This window comes from Streptomyces roseicoloratus (genome assembly GCF_004117935.1).
Taxonomy (GTDB): Bacteria; Actinomycetota; Actinomycetes; order Streptomycetales; family Streptomycetaceae; genus Streptomyces; species Streptomyces roseicoloratus.
Map to the genome: position 1 here is coordinate 21805 of NZ_SDOY01000137.1, position 21379 is coordinate 43183.

Genomic DNA, 21379 nt, shown 5'->3' on the forward strand with positions numbered 1-21379 from the left:
AACCGTGCGCCCCGTCCATGTCTGTACGTACGTAGGGGGAGGACCCGAACGTGAAGCGCCGCCGCACCATAGCCCTCGCCGCTGCCACGGCCGCCTTCGCAGTCACCGGCCTGACCGGCTGCGGAGCGCTCGACAAGGCCGCGGACTGCATCAAGACGGCCGACGCCATCGCCACGTCCGTCGACAAGCTCTCGCAGGCCGTGAGCAACGCCTCCAACGACCCGACCCAGATCGAGGAAGCCCTCAACAGCATCGACACCGAGCTGGGCAACCTCAAGAACACGACGGGCGACGCGGACCTGTCCAAGGCCGTCGACGACCTCACCAAGGGCGTCGAATCCGTCCGCACGGCGGTCAAGAACGGCGACACCACGCCCGACATCAAGCCGGTCACCGACGCGGCCACCGAGGTGGGCAAGGTCTGCACCCCCGGATAATCGGGGACATGACCCGTCTGATCCTCGCCACCCGCAACGCGGGCAAGATCACCGAACTCCACGCAATCCTCGCCGACGCAGGCCTCGACCTCGAACTCGTCGGCGCGGACGCGTACCCCGAGATCCCCGACGTCAAGGAAACCGGCGTCACCTTCGCCGAGAACGCCCTGCTCAAGGCCCACGCCTTGGCCAGGGCCACCGGCCTGCCCGCCGTCGCCGACGACTCCGGCCTCTGCGTCGACGTCCTGAACGGTGCCCCCGGCATCTTCTCCGCCCGCTGGGCCGGCACCCACGGCGACGACAAGGCCAACCTGAACCTGCTCCTCGCCCAACTCGCCGACATCGACGACGCCCACCGCGGCGCCCACTTCGCCTGCGCGGCGGCCCTGGCGTTGCCGGACGGCACGGAACGCGTCGTCGAAGGCCGCCTCCCCGGCACCCTCCGCCACGCACCCACCGGCACCAACGGCTTCGGCTACGACCCGATCCTCCAGCCGGAGGGCTACGAGGTGACCTGCGCGGAACTCACCCCGGCCCAGAAGAACGCGATCAGCCACCGCGGCAAGGCGTTCAGGGCCCTGGTCCCGGTGGTGCGGGAACTTCTGGCGCGGACGCCACAGGCCTCGTAGGCGCGGGACGTGCCGTACGTGTCGTAAGTGCGGCCGGGGGGACTCGAACCCCCACGGGTGTTACCCCACTGGGACCTAAACCCAGCGTGACTGCCAATTCCACCACGGCCGCTCGCTGCCCGGTCATGCTACTGGCCGGGCAGCCCTGCTCACAGACCGCCGCGGGTCAGGCCTCGATCTTCAGATCCTTGATGATCTTGGCGACGTGGCCGGTGGCCTTCACGTTGTAGAGGGCGCGTTCGACCTTGCCCTCCTCGTCGACGACGATCGTGGAGCGGATGACGCCCGTGACGACCTTGCCGTAGAGCTTCTTCTCGCCGAAGGCGCCGTACGCCTCCAGGACCTTCTTCTCCGGGTCACCCACCAGCGTGACCTTGAGGTTCTCCTTCTCGCGGAACTTCGCCAGCTTCTCCGGCTTGTCCGGCGAGACGCCGATGACGTCGTAGCCGGCGCCTGCCAGCAGCTCCAGGTTGTCCGTGAAGTCGCACGCCTGCTTGGTGCAGCCGGGCGTCAGCGCGGCCGGGTAGAAGTAGACGATGACCTTGCGGCCCGCGTGGTCCGCGAGCGAGACCTCGTTGCCGTCCGCGTCGGGCAGGGTGAAGGCGGGGGCGGTGTCGCCGGGCTGCAGTCGCTCGCTCATGGCTGGTCTCCTCGGGAAATCTCGCTTACGCGATGAGAGCCTAATGGGGGTCGGGGACGACCCGCGGCGGAGGAAGCTGACAGACTGTCCGTCGACGACCGGAACACACGACCACGGAGGCAGCGCGGTGTCGGACGCCAGGACCCCTGCGCAGATCGAGGCGGACATCGTCCGCCGGCGCGAGCAGCTCGCCGTCACGCTCGACGAGATCGGCATTCGGATGCACCCGAAGACGATCGTCGGCGACGCCAAGGCCAAGGTGGCCGCGCACGTCGACCACACCGCCGGTCGCGCGTTCGTCGCCGTGAACCGCGTCGTGTCCGACGTGAAGGTCCGCTTCACCCACGAGGACGGCGCCCCGCGCCTGGAGCGCGTGGTGCCGGTGGCCCTCGTCGCCGTCGCGCTGGTCGGCCTGCTCGTCACGTCCTCCCGCAAGCGCAGGGGATGACCCGATGACCCGTCCGGCGTACGGACGACACGCCCGGGCAGGTAGGTTCGGACCGTGAGCGAGAACACCCACGACAAGCTGCCCATCCGGATGCTGCACGACCGGGTCCTGGTCCGCACCGACACCCCCGAAGGTGAGCGGCGCTCCGGCGGCGGCATCCTGATCCCGGCGACCGCGGCGGTCGGCCGCCGCCTTGCCTGGGCCGAGGTCGTCGCGGTCGGGCAGAACGTCCGGACCGTCGAGATCGGCGACCGCGTCCTGTTCGACCCCGAGGACCGCGCCGAGGTCGAGGTACGGGGCGTGGCCTACGTCCTGATGCGCGAGCGCGACCTGCACGCGGTCGCCGCCGACCGTTTCCAGGGCGCCACGGACTCGACGGGACTGTACCTCTAGACCCGTCCGGCGGATCCGACCGATCCGGCGGGCCGGCCGACCCGGCGGGTCTTACCGATCCGGCCGATCCGGCGGGTCCGACCGATCCAGCGGGTCCGGCCGATCCGGCCCATCTGATGCCTCAGCCGTCCGCGCGAAGGGCCTGGTGACCGTTGTCACCAGGCCCTTCGTCCGTCCCTTGCTACCCTGGAAGCACCCCGACGAGACGCGCCGTACCGGGTTTCACGACAAGACGACGCACCCCTTGTTGATCCGTCTCGCGGAGGTGTTCGTCGTCATGGCCTGGGTTCTCCTCGTCGTCGCCGGTCTGCTCGAGGTCGGCTGGTCGATCGGCATGAAGTACACCGACGGCTTCACCCGCCTCTGGCCCAGCGTCTTCACCGCGGCCGGCATCGTCGCGTCGATGCTGCTGCTCTCTCAGGCAGCCAAGACCCTGCCCATCGGTACCGCCTACGGCGTCTGGGTCGGCATCGGCGCGGCCGGTGCGGCGGTGCTCGGCATGGTGGTGCTCGGTGAGCCGGCGACCGCCGCCCGGATCTTCTTCGTGTGTCTGCTGCTCGTGGCGGTGGTGGGCCTCAAGGCGACCTCGGGCCACTGACGGCTGTTCCCGCCGGCGAGGCCGCCCCGCCGGCCGCCTCGCCTGCGCCTCGCCGGCCGCCCTGCTGTTCGCCTCGCCTGCGGCCGTGCCCGTGGCCCCGCCCGCGGCGCCCGCTACGGCCCGAAGGGTGCGCCGAGGGGCGGGACCTGTCCGGGCCCGTCACCGCCCGGGCCTCCCGCGCCTCCGTCGGGTTCGCCCGGTCCGCCCGGTCCGTCCTGCCCGCCCGGCCCGTCCTGCCCGCCCTGTTCCGCGGGCGGCCGGAGCGGCTGCGGGGCCTCGGCCGCCGTGGTCGGGACCTGCTCGGGGCCTGCCGCCGGGGCGGGGGCCGGGGCCTGCGGGGCCTCCCGTACGGGCTCCGCGCGCGCCCCTTCCCGTACCTCGCGGGCTTCCCGTACCTCGCGTGCCTCCCGTACGGGCATCCTCGGGTCCGTCGGACCGGTGGGCACGGTCGGGCCGGCCGGACCGCCGGGGCGCGGTCGCTGCGGCCTGCGTCCCGGCGGGCCCGCGCCCGGGACCTCGTGGCCTTCCGTCCCGTCCAGCTGGTCGGGCAGGGGCGGCTCCTCGACGCCCTCCATGAGCTTCAGGTCGAACTGCTTCGGTGCGACGCCGGCGAGCGCGTCGCGGGTGAAGCGGGCCCAGATCTCGGCGGGTGCGCCGCCGCCGTTGATCCGGGGCAGTCCGAGCGCCCCGTACAGCGGCAGCTGGCGGCCGGTCTCCGGGTCCTGGCCCATCATCGCGACGACGGTGGCGAGTTCGGGCGTGTAGCCGGCGAACCAGGCCGCCTTGTCGTCCTCGGCCGTGCCGGTCTTGCCCGCCGCGGGCCGTCCGGCGGCCAGGGCCGCCGTGCCGGTGCCGCCCTGGACGACGCTGCGGAGGACGGACGTGGTGGTGTCGGCGGCCTCGCGGGTGACGACCTGCCGGGTGCGGCGGCCGTGGTCGTCACCGTCGTGTTCGCTCTCGTCCGGGCCGTCCTGCGGGCCGTCGGGGCCGTCCTCGGGGCGTGCGAGGTCGGAGAAGCCGTCGTCGCCCGGCAGCGCGAACTCCTCCTCGTCGCGGGTGATCCTCTCGACCAGGGTGTACGGGCCGTGCCGGCCGTGGTTCGCGAGCGTCGCGTACGCCCGGGCGAGGTCCAGGACGCTCGCGGTGGCGGGGCCGAGCGCGATGGACGGCGAGGCGGTGAGGTCGGGCGTGCGCCGCGGCAGCCCGAGGGCCACGGCCGTGTCCCGTACACGGGAGGGGCCGACGTCGACCGCCATCTGGGCGTACACGGCGTTCACGGACCGGTCGGTGGCCGAGCGCACGGTGAGGGGGCCGTAGCTGGCGTCGTCCTCGTTGGCCGGGTCGTAGGGGGCGCCGCTCCAGCCCTGCACCGGGCGGCGGTTGTCGCCGTCGTACAGGGTGTCGGGGGTGATCCGCTCGCCCTCCTGCGTCTGGGCGCCGTGCTGGAACGCGGCGGTGAGGACGAAGGGTTTGAAGGTGGAGCCGACCTGGTAGTCGCGGCGGGTCGCGTTGTTGACGAACTGGCGGGTGTAGTCGATGCCGCCGTAGAGGGCCACGACCTTGCCGGTCGACGGCTCGACGGCGGCGCCGCCGACCCGTACGGAGCGGTCGGCGGGCCGGTGCTCGGGGTCGAGCCTGGAGTTCACGACCTCGTCGACGGCCTTCACGAAGGCGTCCTGCCGGGCCCGTTCCAGGGTGGTGGTGATCCGGAATCCGCCCGCGGCCAGGGTCTTCTCGTCGACGACGCCGGCCTCGGTGAGGTACTGCTCGACGGCCTGGACGAGGTAGCCGCGCTGCCCGGAGAGCCCGGCGGAGGCGCGGGCGGGCTGCGGGGCGGGGAACACGGCGGCGGCGCGCCCGGCCTTGGAGAGCCAGCCCTCGCCGACCATGCCGTCGAGGACGTAGCGCCAGCGGGCCAGGGCGCGTTCGCGGTTCTCGGGGTGGGTGGCGACGTCGTACGCGTTCGGTGCGTTGAGCAGCGAGGCGAGGTACGCGCCTTCGGCGGTGTCGAGGTCCTCGGCGTCCTTGCCGTAGTAGGCGCGGGCGGCGGCCTGGATGCCGTAGGCGTTGCGGCCGAAGTAGCTGGTGTTCAGGTAGCCCTCGAGGATCTCGGCCTTGTCCTTCTCGCGGCCGAGCCGGAGGGCGATGAAGAACTCCTTGGCCTTGCGGGTGAGGGTCTGTTCCTGGCCGAGGTAGTAGTTCTTGACGTACTGCTGGGTGATCGTGGAGCCGGACTGGCGGCCCTTGCCGGTGAGGGTGTTCCAGGTGGCGCGGAGCATGGCGCGCGGGTCGACGGCGGGTGAGGTGTGGAAGTCGCGGTCCTCGGCGGCGAGCACGGCGTGCTGCACGGTGAGCGGGACCCGCGACAGGCTGACGTTCTCGCGGTCGACCTCGCCGGCCCGGGCGAGCTGGGTGCCGTCGCGGTAGAGGAAGAGGTTGGACTGGGCGACCGCGGTGGCGTTGGCGGGTGGGATGTCCACGAGGAGGTAGCCGGCGACGAGACCGCCGAGGAGGAGCAGCGCGCCGAGGAACGCGAGGCCGACCAGCCACCGCAGGAGGCGCCGGAAGCGCCCGCCGCGGCGCCGGCGGGGCGGGCGCTTCCGGCGCGGCGGAGGCGTGGCGGGAACGGTCGGGTCCCGTGGCTCCCAGGCCGCCGGCGCGGGTGGCAGGACCTCGCTGGTGTCGGAGGGCATACCGGATGAAGGGGACATAAACGTACATCCTGCATGCGAGGTGCCGAAAGTCTGCAAAACGACTCGACTCGGCTCCGTCGTCCGCCCTACGGAGGGCGGCGCCTTTGATGCGAACGGAGGGACGCGCGGAACGGGCGGGGGGAGGGGCGGAGGGGAGGGGCGGGGGTGAGCAGGCGGGAGAACGGGCGGGTGAGCGGGCCGGGGAGCAGGAGGGCGAACGGGCGAGTGAACGGGTGAGTGAACGGGCGGGTGAGCGGGCCGGAGGGCAGGAAGGCGAACGGGAGGGCGAACGGGCGGGGGAATGGGCGGCGGATCGGGCGGCGGATCGGGCGGATCGGGTGGATCGGGTGGAGCAGGGAGGAACTAGTCGTGCGGCTGAGGAGTCAGTCAGGTAGGGAGGTGGGGTGACGGTGCGATGGTGAGCTTCCAGTACACGGCCGCGGACGAGGAGAAGAGCCGGGGCGTCCGCCGGATGAAGCGCCTGGCGACGGGCCTGCTCGCGGGAGTGGCGGCGGTCTACGCGCTGGCGACCTGGGGCGAGAACGCGGGCGCGGGCGCGTGGGCGGGCTATGTGGCGGCCGCCGCTGAGGCGGGGATGGTGGGTGCGCTGGCGGACTGGTTCGCGGTGACGGCGCTGTTCCGGCGCCCGCTGGGGCTGCCGATCCCGCACACCGCGATCATCCCGACGAAGAAGGACCAGCTGGGAGCTTCGCTGGGCACGTTCGTCGGCGAGAACTTCCTGTCGGCCGATGTCGTACGGGGCCGGCTGCGCGGCTTCGGCATCGCGCGCCGTCTGGGGGAGTGGCTGGCGGACCCGGCGCACGCGGACCGGGTCACCTCGGAACTGGCGACGGCGCTGCGGGGCGCGCTCACCGTGCTGCGGGACTCGGACGTGCAGGCGGTGGTGGGGGAGGCGATCACGCGCCGGGCGGAGGCGGCGGAGGTGGGGCCGGGCCTGGGCAAGACGCTGGAGCGGATCGTGGACGACGGCGCCCATCGCCGCGCCGTCGACCTGATCTGTGGCCGGGCGCACGACTGGCTGGTGACGCACCGGGACTCGGTGATGGAGGCGATCGAGGGCGGGGCGCCGGGCTGGACCCCACGCTTCGTGGACAGGAAGGTCGGGGACCGCGTCTACCGGGAACTGCTCCGCTTCGTGACGGAGATGCGGGACATGCCGGGGCACCCGGCCCGTGGCGCGATCGACCGCTTCCTGACGGACTTCGCGGCCGACCTCCAGGCCGACACGGACACGCGGGCCCGTGTGGAACGCCTCAAGTCCGAGCTGCTGGCCCGCCCGGAGGTCCAGGACATCATCGCCTCGGCGTGGTCGTCGGTCCGCACGCTGATCCTGTCCGCGGCGGAGGACGACCGGAGCCAGCTCCGCCGCCGCGCCCGCGCGTCCCTGATCTCGCTGGGCACCCGCCTGTCGACGGACACCCGCCTGCAGACGAAGGTCGAGGGCTGGGCGGAGGACGCGGCGGCGTACGTCGTCACCACGTACCGCACCGAGATCACGTCCCTGATCACGGACACCGTCGCCGGCTGGGACGCCACCCAGACCTCGAAGAAGATCGAGGCCAACATCGGCCGCGACCTCCAGTTCATCCGCATCAACGGCACGGTGGTGGGCGCGCTGGCGGGGCTGGCGATCCATACGGTGAGCAGGGCGGCGGGGGGATAGGGGGCCGGCCCGGCCCGGGCCGCTGTCATACCCACAGCCCATAATCGGCGCATGTCCGAGAACTTCGTCGACCTGGGCAAGGTCACTGCGCCGTCGGGTGTGCTGGTGCTCGGCATGGCCGGGTGGATCGACCAGTGGCCGGAACTGGGTCGGCCTCTGTCCGTACGTGCCGAGGAGGCCGCGGCCTCAGGGGGCGGCCACCTTCGCGACGGGTGGTGCGAGGCCGTCGTGGTCCCGGCCGCCGCCGACCGGCCGCTGCCGGTGCGAGCCACCACCTCGCCGTCCCCGTTCGACGAGGAACCGACGATCGCGACCCTGGAGATGGGTCTCGGTCTGCCGTGGCCCGGGAACGCGAACCGGACGGCGCCGGTTCGCCTCGGGGACCTCCCCGTCGACCGGTGCGGCATGGTGATCGGCGACGCCGTCGGGCTGGACACGTGGACGGGGGACGAGGGCGAGCCGGCTGACGGGCTGGCCGACGTCTCCTACTGGGGCCTGCACGAGGACGCGGCGTATGCGCGGTTCGGCGGTGAGCGCATCGCGCAGTACGGGGTCGAGGGCCCGCACGGGTGGCTGGACCTGCCGCTCGCGGAGGCGACCGCGCACGCGGCAGAACTCACCGCCTGGTGCGACCGGCACTGCCACGGCCGGGGCCTCGTGGTGGCGGTCGACAAGCACACCGACCACCACCGCTCCCGGCGGGCGGGCCGGCACCACCCGCTCCGCGCGGGCGCGATCGAGGTCGGCGGCAGTCAGGTCCTCGCGATCGAGTGGGACCCCGGCGACCACTCGATCAGACACCGCGGGGAGCGGCAGGCGGGCCAGGTCTACCCGGTCACGCTCGAAGCCGACGATTCGGGGCAGACGGTGCTGCGATGGACCATCCCGCCGTACGAACCCGACGACGCCTGACGAACCGGTACGGCAGGCCGCCGGTCGCCGTCCCGCGCGGGACGGCGAGCCTCCGGCGGCGGGCCGGGCGTCAGCCGGCCTTACGGGCCACGGCCCAGGACGTGGCGGCCATGGCTCCGGCGACGGAGAACACCGCGGGCCAGGCCCCGATCTTCTTGGCCAGCGGGTGAGACCCGGCGAAGGCCCCCACGTAGGCGGCCGTCAGCCCCGCCGCGCCCTTCCCGCCGACAGCCTGCTGCCACTCCCGCGCGGCCACCCCACCCGCCACGGCGAGCACGACACCCCCGAGCGGCCGCTTCTTGGTCCACCGAGCCACGGCATACCCGCCGACGAGCCCGGCGGCGGCGATGACGGGGGAGAGGGCACGGGCGCTGGGCATGGTGAGGGCCTTTCGTCGGTGGAGTCGTTCCTTGAGCCTAGGACACGAGGCTTTGCGGCCGGCGGCGTACTCCCGGCCGAGCCGATCGCGTCACAATGGCCGGCATGAGGGTCCTGGAGACGACCGAGGCGACACGCTCCCGAATGAGCCGACAGCGTAGCCACGACACCGGTGTCGAGATGGCGTTGCGTCGTTCGTTGCATGCGGCGGGATTCCGCTATCGCGTGCACCGGCGGCCGCTCAAGGGGGTGCGGCGGGAGGCCGACATCGTCTTCGGCCCCGTCAAGGTCGCCGTTTTCGTCGATGGTTGCTTTTGGCACGGTTGCCCCGAGCACGCGACGTGGCCGAAGCGGAACTCTGGGTTCTGGCGGGAGAAGATCGAGAAGAACCGGGCTCGGGACGCGAACACGGATGCTCGTCTGCGGGAAGCGGGGTGGGTCGCGCTGCGGGTGTGGGAGCACGAGGACGCGCACGAGGCCGCCGCGCGGGTGGCGGCGGTCGTCATCGAGCGCCGTGCCCTCCTGGCTGATCGGATGAACCGGGCGAGGGTGAATGTCGTCGAGCCGCCGGCCTGAAGACGACGGTCGGTACTTGACACGCTTCGTTCTGTCAAATTCCTGCTGGTAGCCTGTCCGGCGGGCTTCCGCGCCGAGTTTCGCGGCGAATGGCCCCGCAGGGTGCAAGAGGGAACTTCGGGGGACGGACGTGGCCCAACCGCCAGGCAAGGCGTTCGGGAGATGGTTGGAGCATCGACTCGCGCAGGCCGGCATGGATTCGGCCGAACTCGCAGAGCGACTCGGGTATCCCACCCGGGCACCGATCTCCGCATGGATCGCGGGACGTTCGGAACCTCGTGACGAAGTGAAACGGGAGATCGCCGTGGTCTTCGGCAACGGCACGGAAGCGGTGTCCGACCGCACGGGGCCCATCGTTTCCGCGCTTCCCCGCCGGTGGCACCATCGGTGGGCGCATCCCGACGGCGGTCGCGAGTACGGCAACGCGGCGGCCTTCGCCTTCGACGCAGACCTTTCCGTGCTTGCTCGTGAAGCCACCCAGAACTCCCTCGACGAGCGTCTCGACCGCGCGACGCCGGTGCGAGTTCGCTACGTGCTGCACGAGCTGACGGGCGAACACCTTGACTCCTTCCTCGACGCCATGGGGTGGGACGAGCTTCGCCCCCATTACGAAGCCGCCGCGGCAGGCGAGCAGAAGGTGTCGCGCAGCCTCCGCGCTGCGCTGCGGGACCTGGACGAACAGCGGTCCTTGTTGTTGCTCCGAGTGGAGGACCACAACGCCGCCGGTCTGACGGGCCCGGAGTACCAGGACGGACGCTATGCCGCCGTCGTGCGGCGTCAGCTGGACAGTCACAAACAGGCGGGCGGGCGCGCCGGTGGCTCGTACGGACTGGGCAAGGCCACGCTGTGGGCCACCAGCCGCCTGGGTCTCGTCGTCGTGAATTCCACCCTTTCCGAGCCCCATGAAGGGCATCGCGAGCGCAGGTTGGTGGCCCGCCTGGATCTCCCCTGGCACGAGGTCGACGGGCAGGCCTACGCAGGTCCCGCCTGGTTCGGCGAGCCGGATCCGGAGACGGCGCACGAGGGCGTTTCGCGATCCTGGTGGGCCGACGAGGACGAGGCACGTGCCCTGCACCTCGAGCGGGACGGAGACGCGCCCGGCACGTCGTTCCTGATCGTCGGGGCCCATGACGCGTCGGGCGATGCCGGCACGCTGCAGGAGATGCACGACAAACTCGTCCGTTCGCTCGCCGACGGATTCTGGGCCTCCATGATCGGAGGCAGGTCGGCCGGGCCGCTGTTGGAGGCGAGCGTCACCACGCTGCGCAACGGACGTGTCGTGATCGCCGAGGAGCAGGTCGACGCGCATGCTCATCACCCGGCACTCGGCCGTGCTCTCCAGGCTTACCTGGACGGCGAAACCGTCGACGAACTGACCGCCGGCGACCAGGTCGTGCTCGCCGAGGTGCCTCTGGTCGTCTCCCCGCTCAAGGGGCACGGGCGTGCGCGGGACAAGGGCCGGGAACATCGTGCCGTCCTGCTGCTGACCGCGGCCGCGGACCGCGACGAGAAGCACAGCCGTGTCGTGTGCATGCGCGGCAACCGGATGACGATCACCGAGCAGCGCCCTCGGGAACTCCCCCTCGGGACGATGCCGTTCCAAGCCGTTCTCCTGGCCGGATTCGCGACCGGACGCGAGGGAGACGACGTCGAGCGCGCGGAGGCGTTCCTGCGCGCCTCGGAGCCGCCGGAGCACGATCGCTGGGACCGGACCGAGGAGCTCACCTCGCTCTACGAACGTGGTGCACTCACCCGTCTCAAGGAGTTTCGGTCGGAGATCGACAAGGCCGTGCGGAACGTCGTCGGGCGACGTGCCGCTGCACGAGCCGGCGGCCCGGCCGTCCTTCGCGAACTGCTCAGGCTGGACGCGCCCGGTGGTGCAGGGGGTGGCGGTCGACGGGCACAGGGTTTCCCCGTCGTCCGCAGCGTCCAGGCGCGAGTCGAGGACGGTGGTGCCTGGAACGTCACGGTCGGGATCAGACTCCCCGACGGCAGTGACCCCTGGGTCCTGACACCGGTGGCCAAATTCGACGTGAGGTCGGGCGGCCGCCCCGCCGTCGGGTGGGCCGACTTGACGGCCTCGGAAGCCTGCCGTGTGGAGAACGGCAATCTCGTCGTCGAGCCCGGGGTTCGCAACGCGGTGTTCACCGGGGTCACCGATCCGGCCACCCACCCGGTGCAGGGGACTCTGGCGAGGCTCGTGGTCGACGTGCAGAGGGCCCGCGGAGGAGCGGTATGAAGTCCGTCTACCCTTATCCGACCCTGTTCGGCGACATCGAACTCGACATCCTGTCCGTCACCGTGGACGGGGCGGCCGAGTTCCCGTACTCCCACGTGTCCAGGTCCGAGAGGACGGTGGCACTGCACCGATCCGGACGCGAGCGGTGGGACTACTGCACGCTTCGACTCCGGGCGACGCTCCCCGATCGCGAGATCGCGGACGGCCGGTGGACGGACCTCGCCTGCCTCGCGACGCTCACCGAGAAGGCCACCAACGCCCGCACCACGACGCTCCTCGAAGCATCCGCGGACGGTTCGTGGTCCGGCACCATCGATCTGCATCGGAGCCGCCACGTCGATCGGGCGACCCTCGGTCTCGTCGTCGTTGCCACCGTTGACGGGGTGGCAGGCAGAGTGATCGGTACCACGGAGCGGGACTGGTATCTCGACCTGAAGGCCTCCACCCCTGTGCGTCAGCGCGAGATCGAGATCGTCGAGGCGGACTTCCGGGAGGGGCCCGACGAATGGCTTCGCCCCTACAAGGACTCCCCTTGGATCGTCGAGACCACCGGCGACGTGCCGACGGTCCACCTCAACACCGGGGGTGTCGACGGACTCGTCGACCTGCTGGGGGACAGCGGTGGGAGCCCGGCCGAGAGGATGCTGCGGGAGATGGTCGCCGGCCAGATCGCCCAGGACGCGTGGACCGCCATGTTCCACACGGCCATCAGCGATCTGGACGTCGACGAGGACGGCACGCCCGTGATGCCGACGGGCTGGCGCGAAGCCGTCCTCCGCATGATGCTGCCCGACGTCCTCCCCGGCCGTCAGCCCGTCGACGCCCTCTACGACATCGCGGAGCGCCGGGCCAAGGGATTCGGGTGGGCGGAACTGCAGACGAACATCCAGTACGCGGCGGGCAAGCGAAGCCGGATCACCAGGAAGTTGACGAACGCGGTGCGGGGGCTCGACGTCGCTGACAGGAATGGCACGCGATGAGACCGTTCACCTCCGGCGACCTCCCGCCCGTGTTTGCGCTGCTGCCCGATGCCGCCGTCGCCGGACACCTCGGCCGCAGCATCCAGGCCGGCCTGGAACTGCCTCCTCAGGTGGCCCTCGCCCGGGCCTGCGTCGCATACGACGAGTCGACCGCCGAACGCCGACAGACCGCGCCCGTACGCGACCTCCTGGACGAGGCCATGAGGCGATTCGCCGACGATCGGTCGTCCGCCGACGGTTGGCTTGCCCCTCGCCTCCACGCCACGCTCCGGATGACCCGGGCCGAGGCGGCCGACGGGCGTCTCTGGAACCACCTGGCCATGATCGTCGCCCCGGACTACGTGGTGTGGCGACACAAGGGAGCCGACAAGGCCGAAGGCCCGGGGGTGGCCACCGCCGCTCGGTTCAGCGGCCCCCACTACACCCAGGCGTTCTCGCGACTTTGGTGGGCCGCCGAACTGTTCCGCGACGGGGACGACTACCGACCGGTCGTCACCGCGTGCCGGGTGCAGGACGTCCTCAACACGACGCTGCGCCTGGACGTGATCGACCATCGGCCCACGGCCCAGGCCGTGATCCGAGTCGTCGGACGGCTTGTCGATGAGGGCGCTCCCCGGCCGGGCGACCGGGTCAATGCCCTGTCCTCGGCGGTGAACGCCGCCGGAAGCACGCTGATGTACGACGTGCTGGCGCGGGACGACGCCCCCGACCCCGACGAGCTTCTCGACTGGATCGAGGCGGGCAAGAGCGAGGTCGTGGACTGGGAGCGACTGCCCGAAGGGCCCTCCGACGGTCGGGTCAGGCCGGCCGCCGTCGACGCCCTCCTCCCCTTCTTCGAGAAGCTGCTCGAAGAAGCCCCGCTGCGCCGGAGGAAGCCGACCGAGGGCGAGCGGAGCGAGGCGGCGACGCTGCCGGGCCCGCGCGCTCCCGGAGTCGTCCTGGCGAAGCCGTCGGACTTCACGGGGTAGTGGGTCAGACCTCGGACCCCGCCGCGTACTCCTCTGCCGGGCCGAGGGCGGCCTTCAGGACCGCCTTGCCGAGCAGCGGCGGAATCGCGTTGCCGATCTGCTGGGCGATCGCTCGACCCGACCAGGGATAGTCGCGGGGAAACGTCTGGAGGACTCCGGCCTCGGCGTCGGAGAAACGGGGCAGCTCGGTGCCGTCCCTGCGAACGACCCGGTTGCGGGACACCTTGCCGGTGACGGTGAAAGCGGGCTCGTCGGAGCTGCGCCGACCACGGGTCTTCGGGTCGCCCCCGGTGCCGTAGTTCGACACCACGTCGAAGGGGGTGGTGCGATCCAGCACCTCCGACATCGGCACCCAGGGCGCCAGCGTCGGATCGCCGTGATCACGAGGCACCCCCTTGCGGTAGATGCGGTGGGTGGGCTTGGGCAGCTCCGCGATGCTGCTCCGACGAGCCACCAGGATGGCCCGACGGCGTGTCTGCGGGACGCCGAACTGCTCCGTGTGAAGGACCTTCGGCTCCGCCACCCAGTAGCCCTCGGCGGAGAGGACCTTCGCGTACTCCTGCCACACCGGGAGTACGGCGGGCACCTGCTCCAAGACGATCGCCTCGTAGGGCCGTCCGTCGCGGAGTGCCTCCAGCGCCCATCGAAGGGGTTCGAGGACCAGGCCGGTCCTGTCGTCGTCGAGGACGGCGAGCTTGGAGCGGACGTCCTCGCCGCGTGCCATTCGCCGAACGAAGCCGATCACCTCGTCCAACGCGCGACGGCCGGCACCGGTGCCTGCCACGGTGAACGTCTGGCACGGGGGGCCTCCGGCCAGCACGGTGGCGTTGGGGAACTTGTGCGGACCGAAATCGCGCACGTCCCCCTGCAGCGTGAGGAGTCCGGCCGCGTCACGCGTGTCACAGGCGTCCTGGTCGAATTCGATCCCCGTGGCTTCGTAGCCGAGTTCCCGCGCCGCTACGTCGAGCCCACCTGGTCCGGCGAACAGGTCGACAATCTCGGGGCGTGGCACGTCGTCTCCAGAATGTGGTGTGTGGTCGTTCCAGGGAGCGCGAGACCCCGGCGACGCTACAGGTTACCCGGCGCCGCGGCACCGGGTGCGGGGCCGGCGAGGGGCTTCCCCGATCGACCGTCGTCGACGGAATCCGTTCGATCGAGTCGGGCCTCCAGAGCGGAAGCGATCACTTCGCCCAGCGCCCGGCCGACAGGGGGCGGCGTGGCATGGCCGACCTGCCGATACTGGGCGGTCTTGCGGCCGGCAAAGCTCCAGTCGAGAGGGAAGCCCTGAAGGATCGCCGTCTGGCGCACGGTGAGCGGCATCATTCCGGACCGTCCGCGAGACGGATCCCAGTCGAAGTCCGGCCCCGGCACGTCGTCCGCCACCGTGCCGCCGTCCACTCCCATACGCGCCCATGCCCGCTTGGTGCCCGTAGGCCCGAGGTCGGCGCCTCCCCGGTTCCATGAACCACCGACCAGGGTCGGGGCCGGCCGATCCGCCTGGGCGGCCCAGACGGAGGCCTGGCGCCAGCCTCGCTCGGCCATGGAGGCACCGAGTACCTCTCCGACGGTTCGATGCCGGGTGACGGAGGCGGTAGGGGGCGTGAACGAGTCCAGGAGCCCGTCTTCCAAGGCCACCAGCACGCCCTGCTTGCGATCCTGCGCCACGCCGAAGTCCACCGCGTTGATCACGAACCCGAGCACGTCGTAACCCAGGTGGGTGAGCTCCTCGGTGATGTACTCACGGATCGGACCGTAGGCCGGCTTGGTGACGAGATCCGGAACGTTCTCGATGAGCAGGGCCCTGGGTCTGATTCCGTGCATCAGCATGATCGTCGCCTTGAGCAGATCGAGCTCGTCGTCCCGCTCGGCACGCCCCACGGAAGCGGCCGCCTTGACGCGCGGGAGACCGGCTGCCAGCAGATCCACGTCGTAGGTCTGTTCGTGGTCGACGGGGTCGAAATCGACGAGATCGAGGTTCAGGACGTTCCACGCCGGCCTGTTGGCTCGGAGCGTCTCACAGGCGACGGCCTTGTTGTCGAGAAGCAGCACGGGATCGAACCCCGCCTGTTCCAGCCCGAGGGCCAGACCGCCCGCCCCGGCGCAGACGGCTACGCTGCGCAGCCGCGGCCTCATGGTGATCATGTGTGTTCTCCGTGACCTCTTCGTTCCTTTCGGTCAGAGGGCTGCCGTGGTCGTGGTGTCGATGATGGCGACGCCTTCCTGGGAGGAGTCGACCGTGGTGAACCTCAGCACGCGGCCGTCGTCGCTTCGGGCCGATGCGGGGGCGACGAAGCCGAACGCCATCACGACCTGGCTCGGATCGAGTGCTTCGCCCTCCACGAGCGTGGCGCGATGCTCGGGCTCGACGACCGGGTAGAGCGTGACGACGCCCCGTCGCGGGGAGACCAGGCTCTCGACGGCCACGTCGCCGGAGTCGGGAAGCCCGCCCGCGATGCGCGTGGCCGCCGCACGGTGCTTGAGGTCGCTGATGGCTCCGAAGAGCGGATCGCGGCGACGATCACGGGCAAAGTACGAGAACGAGCGCCCCGAGGAGCCGAGAGCGATGCGGTGGCCCGGCTGGGAGTGCTGGGGCGCCAGCACGACCCAGTCGTCCACTTGGGCGGGGTGGCTGTTCGTGATCTCCCGCAGGTAGTCCAGGTGTGGGGCGAACTGCGACGGAGCACCCCACTGCACCGCCGCGAGCAGTTCGAGCAGCCGGGCGGCGTCGATCCGCCCGGTGAGCGCGGAGAAACGGTGGGTGACACCCTTGGGGAAGTGGTACGAGAACTGTGCCGGCTCGACGGGCAGCGAGTCGAGTACGGGCACCCACAGGGCGGTGTTGTGCCGCAGCGCGGAGGCCTTCTTCGGGTAGGCCGTGGGCTCCTGCCACAGGCCGGGCGAACGAAGGGTGACCAGCCGGGAGTTGTACATCTTGTTCGGGCTGGTGGGCTTGAGCCACGGGATGTGCTGCGACACCAACGGAGGGACCTTGTCCGGAGTGATCTGCGGGCGGCCGTCGACCATCACCGAGTACTGGGCGAGCTCTGCGCGGAAGGCCTCCTCGTCACGGCAGATCGCCTCGAAGCCCTCGTAGAGGTCGATCTCCTTCCTGCCCATGGTCTCCTGACGTCCCAGATACAGCCGGACCAAGTCCCGGTAGCCCTGCCGGAAGCCGAACCAGCGGCCCATCTGCATGAGCGTGGAGGCGTTGCCGGCGCGTCGCCGGAAGTAGGAGACGGTCAGGCCTTCGACGGTGAAGCCTCGCGCCAGCTTCTGCCCGCCGATGAGGATCTTCCAGATCGACCGCTTGTCGAAGTCCGCCTCGCCGGTCGCGAGGTCCTTGTCCCCGTTGACGACGATGATCGGCTTGTCGTCGCCACCGATGCGGATCGCGGCGGGACCGATGTACGGGGCGAGCTCCTCGAAGGACGCGGGCACGGCCTGGCCGTCGGCGCGCACGGCCGACACCGGGGCGATGTCTTCGTCGAACAGCCGGCGCAGTCGACCGTGGCCGGCGGCCCCGGGGTAGCCGGCGTCCCACCAGAGCTCCGTGACGCGGCCGAGCAGCTCCCGATGGTCGTCCTGTCGCACGGATTCGTGGATGAGCATCGTGTGGTGCTGGAAGTACCGGTCGCCGAGGCCGCCCTTGTCCTCCCGATACAGCTTCATGGCGGCGGTCAGCACGAACATGTCCATCGCGCGTCGGAGACAAGTGTCGTCTTCGTCGTCCTCCACGACGATGGAGCGGACATGGGCCATCTCGTTGGAGTCGGCGTAGGTGCGCTCGTCGGACGGATCCCAGTCGAGGTCGTGGAAGTCGCGCGCACCCATGTAGCCGTCGGGACGCGGCAGCGAAATGATGAAGTCCTTGGGGAAGATGTCCTCCGCATCGCTGGGATCGATGAACACGTTCGCGAAGGGCGTCGCCGTGTAGCCCACGTACTGGGCGCGCGGCAGCATGCGCAGCAACTCCGAGATCTTCTTGTTGATCGCGGTCCGTTCGGCATTGGGCTTGGCCAGGTCGGTCGTGTTGACCGAGGCCTCGTCGGACTCGTCGTCGATGATCAGGACGGGGATCTCGGAGAGGGGCGTCTGGATCTTCCCCAGGTCCTTGACCAGCTTGGTCAGGACCGTCTTGTTCTTCTTGACCACCATCAGGCGCGCTGCGGCGCGATGCAGATTGCGAGGGTCGTACAGCGGAAGACCGGGTTCCTGCTTGTCGGACTCCAAGGCGGCGATCCCCTGCTGGAGACTCTGGTAGTCGACGTCGCGGGTCGTCATCCGGTGGATGTCGAAGGCGCCCAGCGAGGAGGGCATCGCACCGAACGAGGCGAACTTGCCCTGGATCCAGGCCGGGTCGTCGGCATAGTCCGACTCGTAGGCGCTCGCGCCCCGCATGATGTTCTCGCGGCCGACCAATTCCATGTCCAGGCGGCGCTGCGTCTGGGCTCGCAGCATGTTGAGAGTGCCGCCCAACACGATCACCAGTCGGTAGCCTGCGTCGATCGCCTTGGCGATGACGCCGGCGAAGTTGGCGGTCTTTCCGGACTGCACGTAGCCGACGACGAGTCCCTTCGACTGGTAGGCCTCGGGTGCCGTCGGATCGGCGAGACGCTCCACGACGCGATCGGTCGCCTCGTCGAGCCCGGCCACGACGTCCTCGGCCCAGCCCTTGTCCACGAGCAGCCGGCGGTACGCGGGCCAGTACCAGGGGCGCCCCTGGAGGGACTGCGGTGTGTACCACGACTTGTGTTCGGCGCTGATCACGACGGCGCCGGCGGCCTTGGAGACGGGGACGAGCGCGTCGAGTCGCTTGCCGGTCTCGTCTCCGATGCCGAGCAGGGCGTACGTATCGGCGCGTCGTTCGTCCGTCCGGGGCGGGTGGTCCGACCAGGTGGGGTTCTCGCTGAAGTCCCAGCGGGTGAGCTGCTTGCGCCACACCTCCACCAGGCGGTCGGTGGAACGTGCCTCTCGCAGTACGGACAGGAAATCCGCTTCGGAGGCGTACCGCATGGCCTCGGGCGAGAGGTCCTCGGCCTGGTACTCCAGAGCGCGTTCGAGCCGCTTCGGCTTGCCCGAGCTCATGTCGCCGAGTGCCCGGGAGTGGAGGTCGATCCGGAGGCTGGTGGACGGGTCGGGGCTGGTCATCGGCGGTTCCTCGGCAGTCGGGTCAGCGGGCACGAAGGGGGCGGAGATGTCACGGAAGCCGAAGGCCGGACAGGTCCACCGGTGGCTCGGGGCTGGGGGCGAGCCCGGTGACGTCGGTCTCGTATCGCACGGCCGAGATCCGCTCGAAGGCTGCCGCAGCGAGCAGCTCCGGTGTGAGACGGGGCACGGATTCGGACGTCAGCAGCAGGACCTCGTCGCGGGGCGCCCACCGCTCGTCGTCCTGCCGTTCCGGCGACCAGCCACACCTCTCCAACGCCGCATCGAGCCGGCGGAGCGTCGCCGGTGCGTGCTCCGCGACGGCGGTGCGAACCGATGCGACGGATTCCGTCAGCGTGCGACCACCGGCGCCACCCCGGGTCAACCGCAGCGAGGCGAACCACAGCGGCCTGCCCGGCTTGGGATGAAGCTGGCCGATTCCGTGGATGACGTGCCTTCGCCTTTCCGTGGCCGTCGTCTTGACCTCGATGTCGAAGTCCCCGAGGGAGAAATCGTGTTCCTCTCCGTACGGGCCGGTCCAAGAGGCCATGGCGGTGTGCCACCCATGGGCCTCCGCGAGGCGGTTCAACACGGAGAGCTCGCCCATCAGGCCGATGCGACGTTCGACGCTCGTCTCGCGAGGTCGTCCGAGCAGGGAACTCCAACCGTCCACGGTCTCCGCGAAGGCGCGATGGAGGGGCCGGTTCTTCGTGACGATCCGGTCCGCCACGGTGGACAGCAGGTCGTGGAAGTCGCGCATCAGGGCGACCTGCGTGGTGCGTATGCGGGCCATCCGGAGCCCCTTCTCCACGGCGACCTGATCGATGCGCACGGCGGGGAGGGGGGAACGAGGCGGCTGTTCGTTTCGGCCGAGTTCGACGAGCAAGGCGATCTCGCTGCCGCCGTCCCCGATCTCGTACGAGACGACCGGGCGGCTTTCGGTCGTGGAGAGCGGGATGCTCGCGCCGAGGCCTTCGCCCAGATAGTGCTCGACCGTGGACCAGGACAGCGAGGATCCCGAAGACGAGTCAGTCATTGTCCGTCACCCGGTTCATCTCGGCCCGTGCCGCAGCGACCAGCACGGACTGCCACAGTTGGAGATTGTCCTTCTCCCGACTGCCGCTGTACTCCTTCTCGAAGACCTGATGGAGCAGCAGGTACAGCAGCGACTTGAGGGTCGGGGCGTCATTCAGGCCGCCACGACGTCCTCCGAGGATCGCGGCCCGATAATGATGGTTGAGGACGATCGTTCGGGACTCCCGGTCGATCTCGAAGAACTTGGCATTGTCGATCTTCTGCCAGAGCACGGATATCGGCTCCTCGCCGGGAAGGAGAGGAAGCTCGTCCTCGATCGCCTCTCGTACGGAGGGCTCGAAGCCCTTTCCCGGGGGAATGACCGGCTTGCGGGTCGTGGCGGTCCGCTTCCTCGCGCTCCGATAGGTCGCGTCGGCGTCGGAAACGTACTGGGCGAACGAACGTCCCTCGGCGTCCACTGCCGACTCCAGCGCCGTGACGAACTCGGGGGACGCGTCGACGCCGTCCTTCTTCACCGTGAGGCGGAAGACCTCGGAGGCGACCGCTTCGTCCGGGAGATCGACGGCGACGCGTGCGAGAGCCAGGTGCTGCTCCGGCTGCCGGAAGTTGTTCCAGCCGCCGGACTGGACGAGCCGGTCGTGGCGGTAGAAGTAGAAGCCCTGGCGGTCGATGCCCGTGCCGACGGCCTTGAACTCGTCGGTGTTGGACTTGGGCGGCCAGATGTGGGCGGACAGCGTGACCGGGCCGACGGACGGGACGGTCGCGACGAATTCGCGCGCGTAATCGGCGTGGCCTGTCACCGGGTAGCCGAATGGGTCCAGCGGTTGGACTCCGAAGTTCATGTACTCGGTGCCCGTGGAGACGTCCTCGACCGCGATGGTGATGTTGAAGTCGTCCCGTGCGAGGAACCGGTGCAGGTGCAGTCCGAGGTGGAGTCCCAGCTTGTTGATGGTCCGATGCAGGTACCGATCGGTCTGGCCCCCGCCTGTCCGCGGGAAGTTCTTGACCGCGTCCCAGCGGATGATCGTTCCCTGCCACACGATCGGACAGTCGTAGTAGCGGTCGATGAGCTGTTGGGCATAGTCCGGGGCGACGATGTCGCACTGGAACCCGTTCAGGGCTCGCTCCATGGTCCAACGGCGTCCGGCCGGGGCGGCGGCCCGCGTCCGCCGCACCTTGCTGACGACAGTGACCGCCCCCGCGTGGCTGAGTGAGGCGGACTTCAGACCCGTGCCGAACATGCCCAACGCCCGCGGGTCGTACTCCCGACGACCGCCGACGGTCATCGCGACGTCCAGCTCGTCCTCGTCCATCCCCTTGCCGTCGTCGACGACGAGCAGGCTGACGAGCCTGTCCCCGTCGCGCAGGAAGTGGATCACGACATCCTTCGCGCCCGCATCGATGGAGTTGTCGACGAGATCGGCGATCGCCGCCTCGAAGCCGTACCCCTGACTGCTGAGGGCCTCCATGTAGCGGGAGTCCGGGGGCAAGTGCTTGCTTCCCGATGTCGGTACCTCGAACTGCCAGTCAGTCGTCATGTCTCGCCTTGATACGCGCCGCATCCGATCAAGCGACATTAGCCGACGACACCGACATGGACGGTGGGAACGGGGACCGCTCGGTG

General features: G+C 70.3%; 19 protein-coding genes, 1 tRNA gene, 1 pseudogene and 1 riboswitch. Of the genes and pseudogenes, 11 read left to right on the forward strand and 10 right to left on the reverse strand.

Annotated elements, in window-relative coordinates; genetic code table 11:
* The first annotated feature begins 50 nt into the window (after positions 1 to 50).
* Together ESG85_RS21150 and rdgB are read left to right on the forward strand one after the other, a co-directional pair.
* Positions 51 to 437 carry a hypothetical protein gene (locus tag ESG85_RS21150; protein ID WP_128981568.1) on the forward strand — a complete coding sequence of 129 codons (387 nt, stop codon included), beginning with the start codon at positions 51 to 53 and terminating at the stop codon, positions 435 to 437.
* An 8-nt stretch (positions 438 to 445) separates the two neighbouring features.
* The gene (gene rdgB / locus ESG85_RS21155; protein ID WP_128981570.1) at positions 446 to 1066 is read left to right on the forward strand and encodes an RdgB/HAM1 family non-canonical purine NTP pyrophosphatase; all 621 of its coding nucleotides are present in this window, start codon (positions 446 to 448) and stop codon (positions 1064 to 1066) included.
* Positions 1067 to 1094: 28 nt separating this feature from the next.
* Here rdgB and ESG85_RS21160 read toward each other — a convergent pair.
* Both ESG85_RS21160 and bcp read right to left on the reverse strand, forming a co-directional pair.
* A tRNA-Leu gene (locus ESG85_RS21160) sits at positions 1095 to 1178 on the reverse strand.
* A 54-nt stretch (positions 1179 to 1232) separates the two neighbouring features.
* On the reverse strand, positions 1233 to 1706 hold the full coding sequence (gene bcp, locus ESG85_RS21165) for a thioredoxin-dependent thiol peroxidase (protein ID WP_128981572.1): 474 nt from the start codon (positions 1704 to 1706) through the stop codon (positions 1233 to 1235).
* Positions 1707 to 1833: 127 nt separating this feature from the next.
* Between bcp and ESG85_RS21170 the strand changes: the two genes are divergently transcribed.
* The 3 genes from ESG85_RS21170 (at position 1834) to ESG85_RS21180 (ending at position 3145) form a co-directional block, all read left to right on the forward strand.
* The gene (locus tag ESG85_RS21170; RefSeq protein ID WP_128981574.1) at positions 1834 to 2154 is read left to right on the forward strand and encodes a DUF3618 domain-containing protein; all 321 of its coding nucleotides are present in this window, start codon (positions 1834 to 1836) and stop codon (positions 2152 to 2154) included.
* A 54-nt stretch (positions 2155 to 2208) separates the two neighbouring features.
* Entirely contained in the window at positions 2209 to 2547 is a 339-nt protein-coding gene (locus ESG85_RS21175; RefSeq protein ID WP_128981576.1) for a GroES family chaperonin, read from the forward strand.
* A gap of 175 nt (positions 2548 to 2722) precedes the next feature.
* Positions 2723 to 2789, forward strand: a riboswitch (guanidine-III (ykkC-III) riboswitch).
* Positions 2790 to 2824: 35 nt separating this feature from the next.
* Positions 2825 to 3145, forward strand: coding sequence for a DMT family transporter (locus ESG85_RS21180; protein ID WP_128981578.1), 321 nt, complete (start codon positions 2825 to 2827; stop codon positions 3143 to 3145).
* A gap of 113 nt (positions 3146 to 3258) precedes the next feature.
* On the opposite strand, the gene ESG85_RS21185 is transcribed toward ESG85_RS21180, so the two are convergent.
* A complete protein-coding gene (locus ESG85_RS21185) occupies positions 3259 to 5856 on the reverse strand; it encodes a transglycosylase domain-containing protein (protein WP_128981580.1) in 2598 nt (865 codons plus the stop codon).
* Between the two features lie 397 nt (positions 5857 to 6253).
* Between ESG85_RS21185 and ESG85_RS21190 the strand changes: the two genes are divergently transcribed.
* Together ESG85_RS21190 and ESG85_RS21195 are read left to right on the forward strand one after the other, a co-directional pair.
* Complete coding sequence (locus ESG85_RS21190) at positions 6254 to 7522, forward strand: DUF445 domain-containing protein (RefSeq protein ID WP_128981582.1); 1269 nt, start codon at positions 6254 to 6256, stop codon at positions 7520 to 7522.
* Between the two features lie 51 nt (positions 7523 to 7573).
* Positions 7574 to 8434, forward strand: a complete 861-nt coding sequence (locus tag ESG85_RS21195) for a hypothetical protein (RefSeq protein WP_128981584.1) — start codon at positions 7574 to 7576, stop codon at positions 8432 to 8434.
* A 70-nt stretch (positions 8435 to 8504) separates the two neighbouring features.
* On the opposite strand, the gene ESG85_RS21200 is transcribed toward ESG85_RS21195, so the two are convergent.
* Positions 8505 to 8813 (reverse strand): hypothetical protein, encoded by a 309-nt coding sequence (locus ESG85_RS21200; RefSeq protein ID WP_128981587.1) that lies wholly within the window; start codon positions 8811 to 8813, stop codon positions 8505 to 8507.
* Between the two features lie 104 nt (positions 8814 to 8917).
* On the opposite strand from ESG85_RS21200, the gene ESG85_RS21205 reads away from it, so the two are divergent.
* The 4 genes from ESG85_RS21205 to ESG85_RS21220 all read left to right on the forward strand — a co-directional run bounded on the left by ESG85_RS21205 (position 8918) and on the right by ESG85_RS21220 (position 13575).
* Positions 8918 to 9388 carry a very short patch repair endonuclease gene (locus ESG85_RS21205; protein ID WP_128981589.1) on the forward strand — a complete coding sequence of 157 codons (471 nt, stop codon included), beginning with the start codon at positions 8918 to 8920 and terminating at the stop codon, positions 9386 to 9388.
* 166 nt (positions 9389 to 9554) lie between these two features.
* Positions 9555 to 11627: a helix-turn-helix transcriptional regulator gene (locus ESG85_RS21210; RefSeq protein ID WP_342781369.1), complete on the forward strand. Its 2073-nt coding sequence runs from the start codon at positions 9555 to 9557 to the stop codon at positions 11625 to 11627.
* Positions 11624 to 12607 carry a hypothetical protein gene (locus ESG85_RS21215; RefSeq protein ID WP_128981592.1) on the forward strand — a complete coding sequence of 328 codons (984 nt, stop codon included), beginning with the start codon at positions 11624 to 11626 and terminating at the stop codon, positions 12605 to 12607. The genes ESG85_RS21210 and ESG85_RS21215 overlap by 4 nt, the downstream gene beginning before the upstream one ends.
* Positions 12604 to 13575, forward strand: a complete 972-nt coding sequence (locus ESG85_RS21220; RefSeq protein ID WP_128981594.1) for a DUF6339 family protein — start codon at positions 12604 to 12606, stop codon at positions 13573 to 13575. Before ESG85_RS21215 ends, ESG85_RS21220 begins: the two co-directional genes overlap by 4 nt.
* Before the next feature lie 4 nt (positions 13576 to 13579).
* Here the strand turns inward: ESG85_RS21220 and ESG85_RS21225 are convergent, their stop codons facing one another.
* From ESG85_RS21225 to ESG85_RS21245, 6 genes and pseudogenes are all read right to left on the reverse strand, one after another.
* Positions 13580 to 14299, reverse strand: coding sequence for a DNA cytosine methyltransferase (locus ESG85_RS21225; protein WP_246095207.1), 720 nt, complete (start codon positions 14297 to 14299; stop codon positions 13580 to 13582).
* 57 nt (positions 14300 to 14356) lie between these two features.
* Positions 14357 to 14587 (reverse strand): annotated as a pseudogene (locus ESG85_RS36100) (DNA cytosine methyltransferase); the annotation flags it as partial.
* A 56-nt stretch (positions 14588 to 14643) separates the two neighbouring features.
* Positions 14644 to 15708 (reverse strand): DNA cytosine methyltransferase, encoded by a 1065-nt coding sequence (locus tag ESG85_RS21230; RefSeq protein WP_128981672.1) that lies wholly within the window; start codon positions 15706 to 15708, stop codon positions 14644 to 14646.
* A gap of 42 nt (positions 15709 to 15750) precedes the next feature.
* Positions 15751 to 18723 carry a Z1 domain-containing protein gene (locus ESG85_RS21235; protein ID WP_128981598.1) on the reverse strand — a complete coding sequence of 991 codons (2973 nt, stop codon included), beginning with the start codon at positions 18721 to 18723 and terminating at the stop codon, positions 15751 to 15753.
* Positions 18724 to 18772: 49 nt separating this feature from the next.
* Positions 18773 to 19756, reverse strand: a complete 984-nt coding sequence (locus ESG85_RS21240; protein WP_128981601.1) for a PD-(D/E)XK motif protein — start codon at positions 19754 to 19756, stop codon at positions 18773 to 18775.
* Positions 19749 to 21293 (reverse strand): ATP-binding protein, encoded by a 1545-nt coding sequence (locus ESG85_RS21245; RefSeq protein WP_128981603.1) that lies wholly within the window; start codon positions 21291 to 21293, stop codon positions 19749 to 19751. Before ESG85_RS21245 ends, ESG85_RS21240 begins: the two co-directional genes overlap by 8 nt.
* Between the last annotated feature and the right edge of the window lie 86 nt (positions 21294 to 21379).

Excerpts from the sequence above, each read along its gene's own strand:
- rdgB (WP_128981570.1), top strand. The coding sequence starts at position 446 with ATGACCCGTCTGATCCTCGCCACCCGCAACGCGGGCAAGATCACCGAA.
- bcp (WP_128981572.1), bottom strand. The coding sequence starts at position 1,706 with ATGAGCGAGCGACTGCAGCCCGGCGACACCGCCCCCGCCTTCACCCTG.
- ESG85_RS21180 (WP_128981578.1), top strand. The coding sequence starts at position 2,825 with ATGGCCTGGGTTCTCCTCGTCGTCGCCGGTCTGCTCGAGGTCGGCTGG.
- ESG85_RS21185 (WP_128981580.1), bottom strand. The coding sequence starts at position 5,856 with ATGTCCCCTTCATCCGGTATGCCCTCCGACACCAGCGAGGTCCTGCCA.
- ESG85_RS21190 (WP_128981582.1), top strand. The coding sequence starts at position 6,254 with ATGGTGAGCTTCCAGTACACGGCCGCGGACGAGGAGAAGAGCCGGGGC.
- ESG85_RS21195 (WP_128981584.1), top strand. The coding sequence starts at position 7,574 with ATGTCCGAGAACTTCGTCGACCTGGGCAAGGTCACTGCGCCGTCGGGT.
- ESG85_RS21200 (WP_128981587.1), bottom strand. The coding sequence starts at position 8,813 with ATGCCCAGCGCCCGTGCCCTCTCCCCCGTCATCGCCGCCGCCGGGCTC.
- ESG85_RS21205 (WP_128981589.1), top strand. The coding sequence starts at position 8,918 with ATGAGGGTCCTGGAGACGACCGAGGCGACACGCTCCCGAATGAGCCGA.
- ESG85_RS21215 (WP_128981592.1), top strand. The coding sequence starts at position 11,624 with ATGAAGTCCGTCTACCCTTATCCGACCCTGTTCGGCGACATCGAACTC.
- ESG85_RS21220 (WP_128981594.1), top strand. The coding sequence starts at position 12,604 with ATGAGACCGTTCACCTCCGGCGACCTCCCGCCCGTGTTTGCGCTGCTG.
- ESG85_RS21225 (WP_246095207.1), bottom strand. The coding sequence starts at position 14,299 with ATGGCACGCGGCGAGGACGTCCGCTCCAAGCTCGCCGTCCTCGACGAC.
- ESG85_RS21230 (WP_128981672.1), bottom strand. The coding sequence starts at position 15,708 with ATGAGGCCGCGGCTGCGCAGCGTAGCCGTCTGCGCCGGGGCGGGCGGT.
- ESG85_RS21235 (WP_128981598.1), bottom strand. The coding sequence starts at position 18,723 with ATGACCAGCCCCGACCCGTCCACCAGCCTCCGGATCGACCTCCACTCC.
- ESG85_RS21240 (WP_128981601.1), bottom strand. The coding sequence starts at position 19,756 with ATGACTGACTCGTCTTCGGGATCCTCGCTGTCCTGGTCCACGGTCGAG.
- ESG85_RS21245 (WP_128981603.1), bottom strand. The coding sequence starts at position 21,293 with ATGACGACTGACTGGCAGTTCGAGGTACCGACATCGGGAAGCAAGCAC.